Source organism: Pseudomonas sp. Leaf58 (assembly GCF_003627215.1).
In the GTDB taxonomy this organism is placed as follows: domain Bacteria; phylum Pseudomonadota; class Gammaproteobacteria; order Pseudomonadales; family Pseudomonadaceae; genus Aquipseudomonas.
Genome location: NZ_CP032677.1, coordinates 5,066,988 through 5,083,257, shown reverse-complemented (window position 1 = coordinate 5,083,257; position 16,270 = coordinate 5,066,988). Strand labels below are relative to the sequence as shown.

Sequence of the window (16,270 nt, the reverse complement as noted above, 5' to 3'; positions counted from 1 at the left end):
AGGCGGCTACGACGGCCGCAACGATAACCCGCTGCGACAGGCAGCAAGGAAGCCGCGATGCTAGGACGCTTCGGCAAGGATGTCGGTTCACTGGTGGGGGTGGAGATTGCCCCCGACGCTGTACGTATTGTGCAACTGCAGCGGCGCAACCGGCGCTGCGGAGTGGTGGCCTGGGCGCAAGAGCGATTCGAATTGACGCCAGGCTGTGATTGGGCGGCAGAACCTGCCGTTGTGGCGGCTGCTTTGCAGCGTGTTTGCCATCGCAGTGGCCTCAGGCAGCGCCGTGTAGCGCTAGCGCTGCCGGCCGAGCAGGTCATCTGCAAGTTGTGCCACCTGCCGGTTGAGCACGGTGAGGCAGAAATGGAAGCACAACTGCTCGCCGACGCTGAACGGCTGTTTCCGTTTCCGCTGGAGGACCTGGCCCTGGACTTTCAGGTCATGGGACCCTCCCTTGTGCAACCAGGCTGTGCCGAGGTGATGGTGGCGGCATGCCGGCAAAGTGCGCTGGCGCCACTCGCAGCTGTCGTCGAGGATGCCGGCTTGCAACTGGAGGTTGTGGAGGTCGACAGCATTGCCCTACGCCGCCTGCTGCCCCAGGGTAGCCTCGAGGGGGCGGCACTGCTACGTGTCGAAGCGCACGGCGCGACCCTTTACGACTGGCCGCCGGGTCGGAGTTGCCAGCGCCGTGAGCTGCAAGCGGCGGGAGCGAAGACAATGGGGGGCTTGCCCGAGCGCTTGCACACGGTGCTTGGCGGCGAGCACCTGCCTGCGAGCATGTGGGTTGCTGGTAGTTCACCGATCGACACGGACGAGCTGCAGCGCTTGCTGAACGTGCCGTGCCGGCACTTGCCCGGCCTTACGGGTCCTGAGCCCGTCGATGGCACGATGATTCTGGCTTGCGCCTTGGCACTGGGAGGGTTGCAGCCATGATGCGACTGAACTTGTTGCCCTGGCGCGAACGGCAGCGCCAGGCCGCGCTCCGGCGCTTTCGCAGGCAACTGGTCATCAGCGCGGTGCTGGCCCTGGTGGCAGTGACACTGGTCGACCAGTTGGCCCGCCAGCGCGGGCAGCAACTGGCGCTGGCCAATAACCAGCGCCAGGTAGCCCTTGGCCTGCTGCGCGCGCAACTGCAGCCGCTGGCCGATCTACGTGCGCAGCACGAAACGCTCCTCGCCCGTGCCGCAGCGCTGGAGGGCTTGCGCAGCCATCAGGGAGTGTTGGTCGGGGTGTTCGCGGACCTTGAGGTTGCGTTGCCCGTGGGTGTTCAACTGCGCGAACTCAGCCTTGAAAACGGCCGCTTACAGGTGACTGGGCTGGCCGCGTCCGGTGCCGTAGTTGCGCAATTCATGCGCGACCTGGGCCGCTCGAGTGTGCTGCTGGATCTGGAGCTAAAGCACATCAAGAGCCTGCCGAGCGGCGATGAGTTTTTGCTCTCTGCGCGTGTCTCGGCGTTCTGGTCGTGAGTGCTGTATCGGCCTTCGCCTGGCTGGCGGCTGCCGAAGGCTCCAGCCGATTCAGGCGGGCAGCACCCGTGCTGGTGGCGGTGGCGTTGTTTGGCTTGGGCTGCGCGGTACGCCTGCCGGCAGTTTGGCAGGCGCAAGCGCACGAGGAGGCTCGGCATGACGATTTGCACGAACAGCAGGTAGCCAGCACCGCGCAGTTGGCCGAGCTGGCGCAGCTGCAGGCGGCTGAAGCCGTCGCCGGGCAACGGTTGCAGGAGGCGCGCTGGCACCTGGCCGCCGGGGAGAGCATGAGCGACCTGCTCGACCGCCTGACGGCCTTGGGGCATGCGCATGGTTTGCTCATTGAGCGGCTCGATGTGCATGAAGGCGAGTCACACGCCGGATTCAACAAAATACCGCTGGCGCTGCAGCTGGTGGGGCATTACACCGCGTTGCTGCAGTGGTTGGATGACTGGTTGGGCCAGGCCCGAGTGCTGCGCAGCGGTGATATGAACCTGGTGGCGGTCGAGGGCCGGCCTGGGTTGTTGCGCTTGCAGCTGCAGGTCGATACCTACCAGGCGTCTGCCCCTTTGCCTGCGCCCGCAGTGCTAGCACGGGTACCGGCCAGGGCTGCACTGCTTACGCCGACGCTCGACCCGTTTGCCCCGCGGGGGTTACGGCTGTCGGGCGCCGGGCTGGGCAGCGTGCCTTTGGCGCAGTTGGAAATGGTCGGCAGCCTGTCGCGCGGGGTAGTGCACGAAGCACTGCTGATGGCGGCTGGCAGGCTTTATCGCGTGCGCCCAGGTGACCGGGTGGGGCGTGATCAGGGCGTTATAACGCAAGTCGACCAACATCAGGTCGAGGTACGCGAGCGGTTGTTCATGGCGGGGGTATGGCACGAACGTACGGCGTTCATCACCCTCGCAAAGCGCCTGGGCAAGGAGGCCCCGGACCATGATGAAAACAGTGATGAAGTGGGGCCTGGCGCCCCTGCTGTCGATGCAATTGGCGTCGGCGGCGCCTTATCAGGGTGAGCCACTGTCGTTGAACTTTCAGGATGTGGAGGTGCGTTCGGTGTTGCAGGTGCTGGCCGACTATACCGGCGTCAATTTGGTTGCTAGCGACGCCGTGCAGGGCAATGTCACCTTGCGTTTGCAGGATGTGCCGTGGGACCAGGCCCTTGACCTGGTGTTGCGCAGCAAGGGCCTGGCCCAGCGTCAGGAAGGCAATGTGTTGCTGGTGGCGCCTGCGGCCGAGCTTGCCGCACAATCGTTCGATACCCGCGTAGGGCAGGTGCTGGATGCGCAGTTGCAACCGTTGCAACGGGAGCTGGTGGCCATCCACCACGCCAAGGCCGCCGAGTTGGCGGAGTTACTGATGGCAAGCCTGGCGGATGACGGCATTCTTACTGGGCGGGGTAGCCTGAGTGTCGATGAGCGCACCAATACCTTGGTGGTGTACCAGCCTGTCGAGCGCCTTGCCGAGCTGCGGCAATTGGTGGCGCAGCTTGATGTACCGGTACGCCAGGTGGCGATCGAGGCGCGCATCGTCGAAGCCAATGTCGATTACGAAAAGAGCCTGGGGGTACGCTGGGGTGGGCCTCTGTACGCTGAAAGCGCACAACTGGGCAAGGACGTGTTCGTCGACCTCGGGGTGGAGCGGGCTGGCAGCAGCATCGGCCTGGGCTTGCTGCGCGGCGGGGTGTTACTTGACCTTGAGCTCAGCGCCATGGAAAAGAGCGGCAACGGCGAGATCATCTCGCAACCCAAGGTGGTCACGGCTAACAAGGAAACGGCCAGGATACTCAAGGGCACCGAGGTGCCGTACCAGGAAACCAGCCAGAGTGGCGCTACCTCGGTGTCGTTCCGCGAGGCCTCGTTGTCGCTGGAGGTGACCCCGCAAATCACCCCGGACAACAAGGTGATCATGACCGTCAGGGTGACCAAGGACGAGCCGGACTACGTCAATGCCTTGAACAACGTACCGCCGATTCGCAAGAACGAGGTCAATGCCAAGGTTCGCGTGGCTGACGGCGAAACGATCGTTATCGGTGGCGTCTACTCGACTTCGCAAAACAATGTGGTCGACAAGGTGCCATTTTTCGGCGATCTGCCGTATGTTGGGCGGCTGTTTCGACGCGATGCATTACAAGAGAAAAAATCCGAGCTGCTGGTCTTCCTGACTCCGCGTATCATGAGTGACCAGGCGATTGCTGTGAGTCGTTGATTCTGTGCGAAATTTGATACTTGTGGGGCCCATGGGTGCTGGTAAAAGCACCATAGGACGCCTATTGGCCAAAGAGCTGCGCCTGCTGTTCAAAGATTCCGACAAGGAAATTGAACTGAGATGCGGCGCCAACATTCCGTGGATTTTCGACAAGGAAGGCGAGCCGGGTTTCCGTGACCGCGAGCAGGCGATGATCGCCGAGCTTTGCTCACTCGACGGCGTAGTCCTGGCGACCGGTGGTGGCGCGGTGATGCGCGAAGCCAACCGCCAGGCTCTGCACCAGGGCGGCCGGGTAATCTACCTGCATGCTTCGGTGGAGCAGCAGGTTGGCCGCACCGCGCGCGACCGCAATCGCCCCCTGCTGCGCACCGCCAACCCCGAGGCGACCTTGCGCGCGCTGCTGGAAACCCGCGACCCGCTCTACCGCGAGATCGCCGACCTGGTAGTGGAAACCGACGAGCGGCCGCCACGCATGGTGGTGATCGATATTCTCGAGCGTTTGCAGCAGTTGCCGCCCCGTTAACCCGGGTCTATTCTCGGCCCCCAGCGCCGAGGCGAGGTTCAACGTTACCGCGTGGGTCGCCTGAACGGCGCCGCGCCCAAGTACATTGTGGGGATACATGCAGACACTAAAGGTCGACCTGGGCGAGCGTAGCTACCCGATCTACATTGGCGAAGGGCTGCTGGACCAGCCTGAACTGCTGGCGCCGCATATCGCCGGGCGGCAGGTTGCCATCGTTTCCAACGAGACCGTCGCGCCGCTGTATCTTGAACGCCTGAGCAAGACCCTGGGTGCCTACTCGGTGCTGCCGGTGGTGTTGCCCGACGGCGAAGCCTACAAGAACTGGGAAACCCTGCAACTGATCTTCGATGGCCTGCTCAAGGCCCGGCATGACCGCCGTACTACCGTGGTCGCCCTGGGTGGCGGCGTAATCGGTGACATGGCCGGCTTTGCTGCCGCCTGCTACCAGCGTGGTGTCGACTTTATCCAGGTACCGACCACCCTGCTGTCTCAGGTCGACTCCTCGGTGGGCGGCAAGACCGGCATCAACCACCCGCTGGGCAAAAACATGGTCGGTGCCTTCTACCAGCCCAATGCGGTGCTGATCGATACCACCAGCCTCAAGACCCTGCCAGCGCGCGAGCTGTCTGCGGGCTTGGCCGAAGTGATCAAGTACGGCCTGATCTGCGACAAACCGTTCCTCGCCTGGCTCGAGGACAATATGCAGGCGCTGCGCACCCTCGACTCGGTAGCCCTGACCGAAGCTATCCGCCGCTCCTGTGCGGCGAAGGCTGCAGTGGTCGGCGCTGACGAGCGAGAGTCCGGTGTGCGGGCCACGCTGAACCTGGGGCATACCTTCGGCCATGCCATCGAAACCCATATGGGCTATGGCGTGTGGCTGCACGGCGAAGCCGTGGCGGCGGGCACGGTGATGGCCCTGGAGATGTCCATGCGCCTTGGCTGGATCGACCAGGCCGAGCGCGATCGCGGAATTCGCCTGTTGCAGGACGCAGGTTTGCCGGTGGTGCCACCACAGGAAATGACCCCGGCGCATTTCATGGAGCACATGGCGGTCGACAAGAAGGTGCTCGACGGCCGCCTGCGTCTGGTGCTGCTGCGCCAGATGGGCGAAGCCGTAGTGACCGACGACTATCCGAAAGAGATTTTACAGGCCACGCTGTCGGCGGATTACCGCGCGATCGTGGCCCAGCTTTGAGGTTGTGACAGCGCAATGACCAGTTTGCATGCCGATGAGGCCTTTCTCGACCATTACCAGTTGAGCCACGACCCGTTCGCCCCTCGCGTACCGGGCTTCAAGTTCTTCCCGGCCCAGCGCAAGCCTGTGCTTGGCCAGTTGCACCACCTGGCGCGCTACAGCCAGATGATGCTGGTTGTCAGCGGCCCGCTGGGCAGCGGTAAGACGCTGCTGCGACAGGCCCTGGTAGCCAGCACCAACAAGCAGGCGGTGCAGAGCGTTGTGGTATCTGCCCGCGGTGCCAGCGATGCGGCCAGTGTGCTCGGCCAGGTCGCCCAGACCCTGGATGTAGCACAGGCCGAAATGCAGGCGATCCTGTCCAAAGTGGTGCAACTGGCACTGACCGGCCAGGAAGTGTATTTGCTCGTGGACGATGCGGAACAACTCGACGAGTCGGCACTCCAAGCGTTGCTGGAGTTGGCGGCGGGGGTTCCCGAAGGGCGCCCGCATGTGTTCCTGTTCGGCGAACCGTCGCTGATTGCCGGGCTGGATGAGCTCAATGTCGAGGAAGAACGCTTCCACATCATCGAGCTTGCCCCCTACAGTGAGGAAGAGACCCGCGAGTACCTGGAACAGCGCCTGGAAGGTGCTGGCCGGGGCATCGAGGTGTTCAGCCGTGAACAGATCGTCGATATCCACGAAAACTCCGACGGTTGGCCTGGCAACATCAACCAGGTCGCCCGTGACACTTTGATCGAAGCCATGATCGCCAGCCGCTCGACGGCCAAACGACCATCCATGGGGTTCAAGATGCCTAAAAAACATGTGCTCGCGTTGTCCGCTGTCGTCGTGGTCGCTGTTGCTGCCGCGGTCCTCATGCCCAAGAAAGGCGACAAGGCACCGGCTGAAGCGCCGGCCCAAGCGCAACTGCCATTGGGTGAGGGCCAGTCTGGCGCTGCCATCGAGTTTTCCGGCTCGTCCCAACCTATGCCGCTGCCGCTGGTCGGTCAGTCGCAGCCGGTGATGCGTGAGCCGCTGGCACAAGCTGCGGGCATGGGCGAAGGTGAGGAGGGTAGCCCTGCTGGCAATACCGCCCTGCAGCCTGGCAACCCGCCGCCCACCGTGACCACCATCGCGCCGCCGCAAGGAGTGCCGGCCGGCCCGGCACCCGCGCCGGCTCAGCCTGTCGCCATTGGGTCGCCCCAGCCGGTACCGCCGCGCCCGGTTGCGCCTGCGCCAAAACCGGTCGCAACCCAGCCCGCCAAACCGGTTGCACCCGCCAAGCCTGCGCCCGCGCCAACTCAGGTCGCCATGGCCAAGCCGGCCACCAAGCCGGCCGACAAGCCAGCGGCTGCCGGCAACGGCAACGGCAACAGCGGCTGGTACAGCGGGCAAAAGCCGGGCAATTATGTGGTGCAGATACTGGGTACCAGCTCCGAGGCCTCGGCCCAGGCGTTCGTCAAGGCCCAGGGTGGCGACTATCGCTACTTCAAGAAAAACCTGCAGGGCAAGCCGCTGTACGTTGTCACTTACGGCAACTTCGCCAACCGCGACGCAGCGGTTGCAGCAATCAAGAACTTGCCAGCGCAGGTCCAGGCTGGTAAACCTTGGCCACGTACCGTCGGCAGCGTCCAACAAGAGCTGGCTACGGCCCGCTGATCCCTACCGGGCGGCACCACCCCGCCGCCCAGTTGCTGAGCGAATCCTGACTTTTCGTCTAGCCTGCTGCGTTTGAACGCGGCAGGCTTTTCTGTCCCAGACTGCCGGCCACAAGCCTCACTTGCAGTCATGGCTGAAACGCTTCAGACTCCAGCCACGCCGCTATCACGGCGCACGGCGCAAAAACATTCAAAATTGCGACATAAATTTTCAATGGTGAGACATGAAAATTTGTGAGCATCGCTGTCGCTGTGCAACAATGGTTCTCCATGGCCACCGCAAAAAAGCTGGCATTTGATCGGCGTGGATGGTAAGTGGTTGTTAAAAAAGAGATTTGCCTCCGTTGAGAGGTGAACCTGGTGAGAATGTGTCTATGAAAACAGGTCTGTACCATCCCGAAGAATTCAAGGACAACTGTGGTTTTGGCCTGATCGCCCATATGACGGGCGAACCGAGCCACCACCTTCTGCAAACCGCCATGCAGGCCTTGACCTGCATGACCCACCGCGGCGGCATCAACGCCGACGGCAAAACCGGTGACGGTTGCGGTCTGCTCATGCAGAAGCCTGATCAATTCCTGCGTGCCGTGGCCCAGGACCACTTCGCCGTCGAGCTGCCCAAGCAGTACGCCGTCGGCATGGTGTTCTTCAACCAGGACCCGATCAAAGCCGAAGCCGCCCGCGCCAACATGGACCGGGAAATCATCAACGCCGGCCTGAAGCTGGTCGGCTGGCGCAAGGTACCGATCGACACCAGCGTACTCGGCCGCCTGGCCTTGGAGCGCCTGCCGCAGATCGAACAGGTGTTCATCGGCGGTGAAGGCCTGAGCGACCAGGAATTCGCCATCAAGCTGTTCAGTGCCCGTCGCCGTTCGTCTGTGGCCAACGCCCATGACGCCGACCATTACATCTGCAGCTTCTCGCACAAGACCATCATCTACAAAGGCCTGATGATGCCGCGCGATCTGGCGGCGTTTTACCCAGACCTGGGTGACGAGCGCCTGCAAACCGCAATCTGCGTGTTCCACCAGCGCTTCTCCACCAACACCCTGCCAAAATGGCCGCTGGCGCAGCCGTTCCGCTTCCTCGCCCACAACGGCGAGATCAACACCATTACCGGCAACCGCAACTGGGCCATGGCCCGTCGCACCAAGTTCGCCAATGACCAGATCCCCGATCTCGAAGAGCTCGGCCCGCTGGTCAACCGCGTCGGTTCCGACTCCTCGAGCATGGACAACATGCTGGAGCTGATGGTCACTGGCGGCATCGACCTGTTCCGTGGCGTACGCATGCTGGTACCGCCAGCCTGGCAGAACGTCGAAACCATGGATGCCGACCTGCGCGCCTTCTACGAATACAACTCCATGCACATGGAGCCGTGGGATGGCCCGGCCGGTATCGTCATGACCGAAGGCCGCCATGCGGTCTGCCTGCTCGACCGTAACGGCCTGCGCCCAGCGCGTTGGGTAACTACCACCAATGGCTACATCACCATCGCTTCGGAAATCGGCGTATGGGGTTACCAGCCTGAGGAAGTGCTGGCCAAGGGCCGTGTCGGCCCGGGTCAGATCCTTGCCGTGGACACCGAGACCGGCCAGATTCTCGACACCGATGCCATCGACAACCGCCTGAAGTCGCGCCACCCATACAAGCGCTGGCTGCGTCAGCACGCCACCCGTATTCAGGCGACGCTGACCGATGACCAGGGCGTGGCCAGCTACGATGCTGACCAGCTCAAGCAATACATGAAGATGTTCCAGGTTACCTTCGAAGAGCGTGACCAGGTGCTGCGCCCGCTCGGTGAGCAGGGCCAGGAAGCGGTCGGCTCGATGGGCGACGACACGCCGATGGCCGTGCTGTCGCAGCGCGTGCGTTCGCCGTACGACTTCTTCCGCCAGCAGTTTGCACAGGTGACCAACCCGCCGATCGACCCGCTGCGCGAAGCGATCGTCATGTCTCTGGAAATCTGCCTGGGCGCTGAGCGCAACATCTTCCAGGAGTCCCCGGAGCATGCTTCGCGGGTGATCCTCAGCTCGCCGGTCATCTCACCCGCCAAGTGGCGCTCGCTGATGAACCTGGAGCGCGAAGGTTTCGAGCGCCAGCTGATTGACCTCAACTATGAAGAGAGCGTCGGCCTTGAAGCGGCCATCCGCAACATCGCCGACCAGGCTGAAGAAGCGGTGCGCGGCGGCAAGACCCAGCTGGTGCTGAGCGACCGCTACATTGCCCCAGGCAAGTTGCCGGTACACGCCTCGCTGGCCGTTGGCGCGGTGCACCACCGCCTGACCGAGCAGGGCCTGCGTTGCGACAGCAACATCCTGGTGGAAACCGCCACCGCCCGCGACCCGCACCACTTCGCCGTGCTGCTGGGCTTCGGTGCTTCGGCTGTTTACCCGTACCTGGCCTATGAAGTGCTGGCCGACCTGATTCGTACCGGCGAAGTGCTGGGCGACTTGGACGAAGTCTTCAAGTACTACCGCAAGGGCATCTCCAAGGGCCTGCTGAAGATCCTGTCGAAGATGGGTATCTCCACCATCGCCTCGTACCGTGGTGCGCAGTTGTTCGAAGCCATCGGCTTGGCCGAGGAAGTGGTTGGCCTGAGCTTCAAGGGCGTGTCCAGCCGCATCAAGGGTGCGCGCTTCGAAGACCTGGAAAGCGACCAGAAGCTGCTGGCTGCCGAAGCCTGGAGCGCGCGCAAGCCGATCCAGCAAGGTGGCCTGCTGAAGTTTGTCCACGGTGGCGAATACCACGCCTACAACCCGGACGTGGTCAACACCCTGCAAGCTGCCGTGCAGCAAGGCGACTACGCCAAGTTCAAGGAATACACCACGCTGGTCGACCAGCGCCCGGTTTCGATGATCCGCGACCTGCTGAAGGTGAAGGTGGCCGATCAGCCGCTGGCGCTGGAGCAGATCGAACCGCTGGAGGCCATCCTCAAGCGCTTCGACTCCGCCGGTATCTCGCTGGGTGCACTGTCGCCAGAAGCCCACGAAGCGCTGGCCGAGGCAATGAACCGCCTGGGCGCGCGCTCCAACTCCGGTGAAGGCGGTGAAGACCCGTCCCGCTACGGTACAATCCGCAGTTCGAAAATCAAGCAGGTGGCCACCGGCCGCTTTGGTGTGACCCCGGAATACCTGGTCAACGCCGAAGTGCTGCAGATCAAGGTTGCCCAAGGCGCCAAGCCCGGCGAGGGCGGCCAACTGCCGGGCGGCAAGGTCAACGGCCTGATCGCCAAGCTGCGTTACGCGGTACCGGGTGTGACCCTGATCTCGCCGCCGCCGCACCACGACATCTATTCGATCGAAGATCTGGCGCAGCTGATCTACGACCTCAAGCAGGTCAACCCGCAGGCGTTGGTATCGGTCAAGCTGGTGGCAGAAGCCGGTGTGGGCACCATCGCCGCTGGCGTGGCCAAGGCCTACGCCGACCTGATCACCATCTCTGGTTACGACGGTGGTACCGGCGCTTCGCCGCTGACCTCCATCAAGTACGCTGGCGCCCCGTGGGAACTGGGCCTGGCGGAAACCCACCAGACCCTACGTGGCAACGACCTGCGCGGCAAGGTGCGGGTACAGACCGACGGCGGCCTGAAGACCGGCCTGGACGTGATCAAGGCGGCCATCCTCGGCGCCGAAAGCTTCGGCTTCGGCACCGCGCCAATGATCGCCCTGGGTTGCAAGTACCTGCGTATCTGCCACCTGAACAACTGCGCCACCGGCGTGGCCACCCAGAATGACAAGCTGCGCAAGGACCACTACATCGGCACCGTCGACATGGTGATCAACTTCTTCACCTTCGTCGCCGAAGAAACCCGTGAGTGGCTGGCCAAGTTGGGCGTGCGCAGCCTCGGCGAGCTGATCGGCCGTACCGACCTGCTCGACGTGCTGCCAGGCGACACCGAGCGCCAGCAGTACTTGGACTTGACCCCGCTGCTGGGCAGCTCGCACATCCCGGCGGACAAGCCACAGTTCTGCGAAGTCGACAAGAACCCGCCATTCGACGAAGGCCAGCTGGCCGAGAAGATGGTAGACATGGCCATGCCGGCCATTCGTGACCAGGCCGGTGGCGAGTTCAGCCTCGATATCTGCAACTGCGACCGCTCCATCGGTGCGCGTGTATCGGGCGAAATCGCCCGCCTGCACGGCAACCAGGGCATGGCTGCGGCGCCGATCACCTTCCGCTTCAAAGGTACTGCGGGCCAGAGCTTTGGCGTGTGGAACGCCGGTGGCCTGAACCTGCACCTGGAAGGTGACGCCAACGACTATGTCGGCAAGGGCATGACCGGTGGCAAGGTCACCATCGTGCCGCCTGTTGGCAGCCCGTTCGAAACCCAGCACAGCGCCATCGTCGGCAACACCTGCCTGTACGGTGCCACCGGCGGCAAGCTGTTCGCCGCGGGCACCGCGGGCGAGCGCTTCGCTGTGCGTAACTCCGGCGCCCACGCTGTTGTCGAGGGCACTGGCGATCACTGCTGTGAATACATGACCGGTGGCTTTGTCTGCGTGCTGGGCAAGACCGGTTACAACTTCGGTTCTGGCATGACTGGCGGCTTCGCCTACGTGCTCGACATGGACAACTCCTTCGTCGATAAGCTCAACCACGAACTGGTGGAAATCCAGCGTATCAGTGGTGAAGCGATGGAGGCCTACCGCAGCCACCTGGCGCGGGTCCTTGCCGAGTACGTGGAAGAGACCGGTAGCGAGTGGGGGCGTGAGCTCTCGGAGAACCTGGACGACTATGTGCGGCGCTTCTGGCTGGTCAAGCCAAAGGCAGCCAACCTGAAGCAACTGCTGTCCAGCACGCGTGCCAACCCGCAGTAACAATAGCTGCAAGTGGCAAGCCTCAAGCTGCAAGTAACAGCAGTACGAGGTTTGCCCGGCTTAAGTGATCGTCTTGCGGCTTGCAGCTTGTAGCTTGCAGCTGCTGTAAAGAGGTTTTGAAAAATGGCTGAACGTCTGAACAACGACTTCCAGTTCATCGAAGTGGGCCGCAAGGACCCGAAGAAAAAGCTGCTGCGCCAGCGCAAGAAGGAGTTCGTGGAAATCTACGAGCCGTTCAAGCCGCAGCAGTCGGTGGAGCAGGCGCATCGCTGCCTGGGCTGCGGTAACCCGTATTGCGAGTGGAAGTGCCCGGTACACAACTTCATCCCCAACTGGTTGAAGCTGGTCGCCGAAGGCAACATCCTGGCCGCGGCGGAACTGTCGCACCAAACCAACACCCTGCCAGAAGTGTGTGGCCGCGTATGCCCGCAGGACCGCCTGTGCGAGGGTGCTTGCACCCTGAACGACGGCTTCGGCGCGGTGACCATCGGCTCGGTGGAGAAGTACATCACCGACACTGCCTTCGCCATGGGCTGGCGCCCGGACATGTCCAAGGTCAAGCCAACCGGCAAGCGCGTCGCGATCATCGGTGCCGGCCCGGCCGGCCTGGGCTGCGCGGATGTGCTGGTACGTGCCGGTGTAACCCCGGTGGTGTTCGACAAGAACCCTGAAATCGGCGGCCTGCTGACCTTCGGCATCCCCGAATTCAAGCTGGAAAAGACCGTGCTCAGCAACCGCCGCGAAGTCTTCACCGGCATGGGCATCGAGTTTCGCCTGAACACCGAGGTGGGCAAGGACGTCACCATGGAACAACTGCTCGCCGAGTACGACGCGGTGTTCATGGGCATGGGTACCTACACCTACATGAAGGGCGGCTTCCCGGGTGAGGACCTGCCGGGCGTGCATGACGCGCTGGACTTCCTGATCGCCAACGTCAACCGCAACCTGGGTTTCGAGAAGTCGCCGGAAGACTTCGTCGACATGCAGGGCAAGAAAGTGGTGGTGCTGGGCGGTGGCGACACTGCAATGGACTGCAACCGCACCTCGATCCGCCAGGGCGCCAAAGCGGTGACCTGTGCTTATCGTCGTGACGAAGCCAACATGCCGGGTTCGCGCAAAGAGGTGAAGAACGCCAAGGAAGAGGGCGTGAAGTTCCTTTACAACCGCCAGCCTATCGCCATTGTTGGCGAGGACAAGGTCGAAGGCGTGAAGGTGGTCGAGACCCGTCTCGGCGAGCCGGATGCCCGTGGCCGCCGCAGCCCCGAGCCGATCCCGGGTTCCGAAGAGATCCTGCCGGCCGATGCCGTGGTGATTGCCTTCGGTTTCCGCCCTAGCCCGGCGCCGTGGTTCGAGCAGCATGGCATTCAGCTGGACAGCCAGGGCCGTGTGGTGGCACCGGAGAAGGCCAAGTTCAAGCACCAGACCAGCAACCCGAAAGTGTTCGCCGGTGGCGACATGGTGCGTGGTTCGGACTTGGTGGTGACGGCTATCTTCGAAGGGCGTACCGCTGCCGAAGGCATCCTGGACTTCCTGCAGGTGTGATGTTCGACCGCGCACGTCGTGTGCGCGGGCCCCTCGCGGAAGGTTTACCGCCTGTTGCCACTATCGCTGAATTGCAAGGCTGAATGGCTCCATACGGAGCGAACGATTCAGTTGAGGGCAGCGATATGAACAAACTGGCAAGCTTGTTGATTTTCATGAGCTTGGGTATGGCAAGCGCCCAGAGCGCCACCGCAAAAACCGGTCCGTTTTTTGATGGGCCGGTTTTTTCGTCTTTGATTCCTCCCGATGAAAACGACTTCGCCAGCGCCCGTGAGTTGCAGCAGCGCATGGCCAATGGTGAGGTCACTTCAGTGCAGTTGGTAGAGCGGGCCCTGGCCCGTATTCGTGCGCTTGATCGTGAAGGGCCTAACCTTCATGCCGTGGTCGAGATCAATCCCGATGCCTTGACTATCGCCAATACCCTGGATCAAGAGCGGGCCGTGGGGCGGCTACGCGGTCCTCTGCATGGGTTACCAATCCTGCTCAAGGATAATATCGATACGGGGGACTCGATGCAGACCAGCAGCGGGTCCTTAGCCTTGATAGGCCAGCCCGCTCGTGAGGATGCGGCAGTCGTCAAACGGCTTCGTCAGGCGGGTGCCGTGGTACTGGGAAAAGCCAATGGTGGTGAGTTGGCTGGGTTCAGAGACTGGGGCATCCCGCTTGGTTGGAGTGGTCGAGGAGGGCAGGTGCGTAATCCCTGGGGGCTCAACCTGGCTGTTTGTGGCTCCAGTGCGGGCCCGGCCGTAGCAGTTGCGGCAGGGTTCGTATCACTGTCGGTGGGGACGGAGACCAACGGTTCGCTCATTTGCCCGGCCCACGCGAACCTTGTGGTGGGTTTGCGCCCGACCTTGGGCCTGGTGAGCCAGGCAGGCCTGGTTCCCTTGTCTAGCTGGCAAGATACGCCAGGTCCGATGGCGCGGACGGTCACCGATATCGCCTTGTTGCTAGGCACCATGCTGGAGATGGACGAAAACACTTCGCGAGCAGCCGGTGGGCGGCACATTGATGTGGACTATCTGGCCAAGCTGGATGCCAATGCGCTTTTGGGCAGGCGCTTGGGGTACCCGCGGTATCGTCCTGACGGATCCTTGACGATTGATCATCCGCACTTCAGCCGGCTGGCCAGTGTGCTCGAACAAGCAGGAGCAACGCTGGTGCCTGTTCATATGGTCATTCCGGATCTGTTCGAGGAGCAAATTGCAGTCATCAACCATGACCTCAAGCGTGAACTTGGCCGCTACCTGCAAGGCCGCGCAGGAATCGAGGCACAGAGTCTGATGGATATCATTGCCTTCAACCGCGAGCATCCGGGGCCGGAGGGTTACGGGCAAGGGCTGCTCGAAGGCGCTCAGGCACAAGACTTGGATGAGCCTGCCTATTGGCTCATGGCCCACAAACTGCGCAATGTGCCTCGGGAAATGTTCGATAGCGTTACGCGCCGGCATGTGTTGGATGCGCTGCTTGACCTGCCTGATGGCGACCTGCGCGGTGCAGGAGCGCAGGCAGGGTATCCTGGTTTGCATGTGCCTGCAGGGCTCGATGATTCTGGGCAACCGGTTGGGATGTATTTTTCGGGCCTGCCCTACACAGAAGTGTCGTTGTTGACCATGGGCTTCGCCTTTGAGCAAGCCTTGAAGGTGAAATGAACAGCCAAGCATTTGTGTTGGTTGTATACAAAAACTATTGATCTATAACAAACCTATAGAGAAAAGGCAGGGCGATCAGCCGTGCCTTTTCCCTGCGCGTCTGAGAAAATGCCCGCACTATTTTTCCGGATGCCGACATGACTGCCCTGAAGAACGACCGTTTCCTGCGTGCACTGCTCAAGCAACCCGTAGACGTCACCCCGGTGTGGATGATGCGCCAGGCCGGCCGCTATCTGCCGGAGTACCGCGCTAGCCGTGCCAAGGCCGGTGATTTCATGAGCCTGTGCATGAACCCGCAGTTCGCCTGCGAAGTTACCCTGCAGCCGCTGGACCGCTACCCGCTGGACGCGGCGATCCTGTTCTCGGACATCCTCACCATCCCTGACGCCATGGGCCTGGGCCTGTACTTTGAGACCGGTGAAGGCCCGCGTTTCAAGAAGGTCATCAGCACCCCGGCCGACATCGAAGCGCTGCCGATCCCCGACCCGCAGAAAGACCTTGGCTATGTGATGGACGCGGTCAGCACCATCCGCCGTGAGCTCAATGGCCGAGTACCGCTGATCGGTTTCTCCGGCAGCCCATGGACTCTGGCCACCTACATGGTCGAAGGCGGCTCGTCCAAGGACTTCCGCAAAACCAAGGCCATGGCCTACGACAACCCGCAAGCCTTGCACCTGCTGCTGGACAAGCTGGCTCAGTCGGTCACCAGCTACCTTAACGGCCAGATCCTCGCGGGCGCCCAAGCTGTGCAGATCTTCGACACCTGGGGCGGTAACCTGTCGGCGGCGGCCTACCAGGAGTTCTCCCTGGCCTACATGCGCAAGATCGTCAGCGGCCTGATCCGCGAGCACGAAGGGCGGAAGGTGCCGGTAATCATGTTCACCAAGAACGGCGGCCTGTGGCTGGAAAGCATTGCCGAAGCCGGCGCCGACGCATTGGGCCTGGACTGGACCTGTGAGATCGGCGACGCCCGCCGCCGCGTCGGTGACAAAGTGGCCCTGCAAGGCAACATGGACCCGACCGTGCTGTACGCCAAGCCCGAAGCGATCCGTCAGGAAGTGGCGCGCATCCTGGCCAGCTATGGCCATGGCACGGGTCATGTGTTCAACCTGGGCCACGGGATTACCCCGGAAGTCGACCCGGAGCATGCTGGCGTGTTCATCAACGCCGTGCACGAACTGTCGGCGCAGTACCATCAGTGAACTGATCACTGAAAAGCAAAGCCCGGCCATGTGC

General features: G+C 62.5%; 11 protein-coding genes. All 11 read left to right on the top strand.

Features of this window, described 5'->3' with window-relative positions:
- Positions 1 to 57 precede the first annotated feature (57 nt).
- The 11 genes from pilM (at position 58) to hemE (ending at position 16,236) form a co-directional block, all read left to right on the top strand.
- Complete coding sequence (gene pilM, locus DV532_RS23525; RefSeq protein WP_056794367.1) at positions 58 to 930, top strand: type IV pilus biogenesis protein PilM; 873 nt, start codon at positions 58 to 60, stop codon at positions 928 to 930.
- Positions 927 to 1,463 (top strand): PilN domain-containing protein, encoded by a 537-nt coding sequence (locus tag DV532_RS23520; protein ID WP_056794368.1) that lies wholly within the window; start codon positions 927 to 929, stop codon positions 1,461 to 1,463. The genes pilM and DV532_RS23520 overlap by 4 nt, the downstream gene beginning before the upstream one ends.
- Complete coding sequence (locus tag DV532_RS23515; protein ID WP_056794370.1) at positions 1,460 to 2,476, top strand: pilus assembly protein PilP; 1,017 nt, start codon at positions 1,460 to 1,462, stop codon at positions 2,474 to 2,476. The genes DV532_RS23520 and DV532_RS23515 overlap by 4 nt, the downstream gene beginning before the upstream one ends.
- The gene (locus DV532_RS23510) at positions 2,400 to 3,668 is read left to right on the top strand and encodes a type IV pilus secretin PilQ (RefSeq protein ID WP_082476757.1); all 1,269 of its coding nucleotides are present in this window, start codon (positions 2,400 to 2,402) and stop codon (positions 3,666 to 3,668) included. The genes DV532_RS23515 and DV532_RS23510 overlap by 77 nt, the downstream gene beginning before the upstream one ends.
- 4 nt (positions 3,669 to 3,672) lie before the next feature.
- Positions 3,673 to 4,191: a shikimate kinase AroK gene (gene aroK / locus DV532_RS23505; RefSeq protein ID WP_056794375.1), complete on the top strand. Its 519-nt coding sequence runs from the start codon at positions 3,673 to 3,675 to the stop codon at positions 4,189 to 4,191.
- A gap of 97 nt (positions 4,192 to 4,288) precedes the next feature.
- Complete coding sequence (gene aroB / locus DV532_RS23500) at positions 4,289 to 5,386, top strand: 3-dehydroquinate synthase (protein ID WP_056794377.1); 1,098 nt, start codon at positions 4,289 to 4,291, stop codon at positions 5,384 to 5,386.
- Between the two features lie 15 nt (positions 5,387 to 5,401).
- Complete coding sequence (locus DV532_RS23495; RefSeq protein ID WP_056794378.1) at positions 5,402 to 7,024, top strand: SPOR domain-containing protein; 1,623 nt, start codon at positions 5,402 to 5,404, stop codon at positions 7,022 to 7,024.
- Positions 7,025 to 7,397: 373 nt separating this feature from the next.
- The gene (gene gltB / locus DV532_RS23490) at positions 7,398 to 11,843 is read left to right on the top strand and encodes a glutamate synthase large subunit (RefSeq protein WP_056794379.1); all 4,446 of its coding nucleotides are present in this window, start codon (positions 7,398 to 7,400) and stop codon (positions 11,841 to 11,843) included.
- A 123-nt stretch (positions 11,844 to 11,966) separates the two neighbouring features.
- Positions 11,967 to 13,385: an FAD-dependent oxidoreductase gene (locus tag DV532_RS23485; protein ID WP_056794381.1), complete on the top strand. Its 1,419-nt coding sequence runs from the start codon at positions 11,967 to 11,969 to the stop codon at positions 13,383 to 13,385.
- Between the two features lie 125 nt (positions 13,386 to 13,510).
- The gene (locus DV532_RS23480; RefSeq protein WP_082476731.1) at positions 13,511 to 15,034 is read left to right on the top strand and encodes an amidase family protein; all 1,524 of its coding nucleotides are present in this window, start codon (positions 13,511 to 13,513) and stop codon (positions 15,032 to 15,034) included.
- A 137-nt stretch (positions 15,035 to 15,171) separates the two neighbouring features.
- Positions 15,172 to 16,236, top strand: a complete 1,065-nt coding sequence (gene hemE, locus DV532_RS23475; protein ID WP_056794383.1) for a uroporphyrinogen decarboxylase — start codon at positions 15,172 to 15,174, stop codon at positions 16,234 to 16,236.
- Positions 16,237 to 16,270 lie beyond the last annotated feature (34 nt).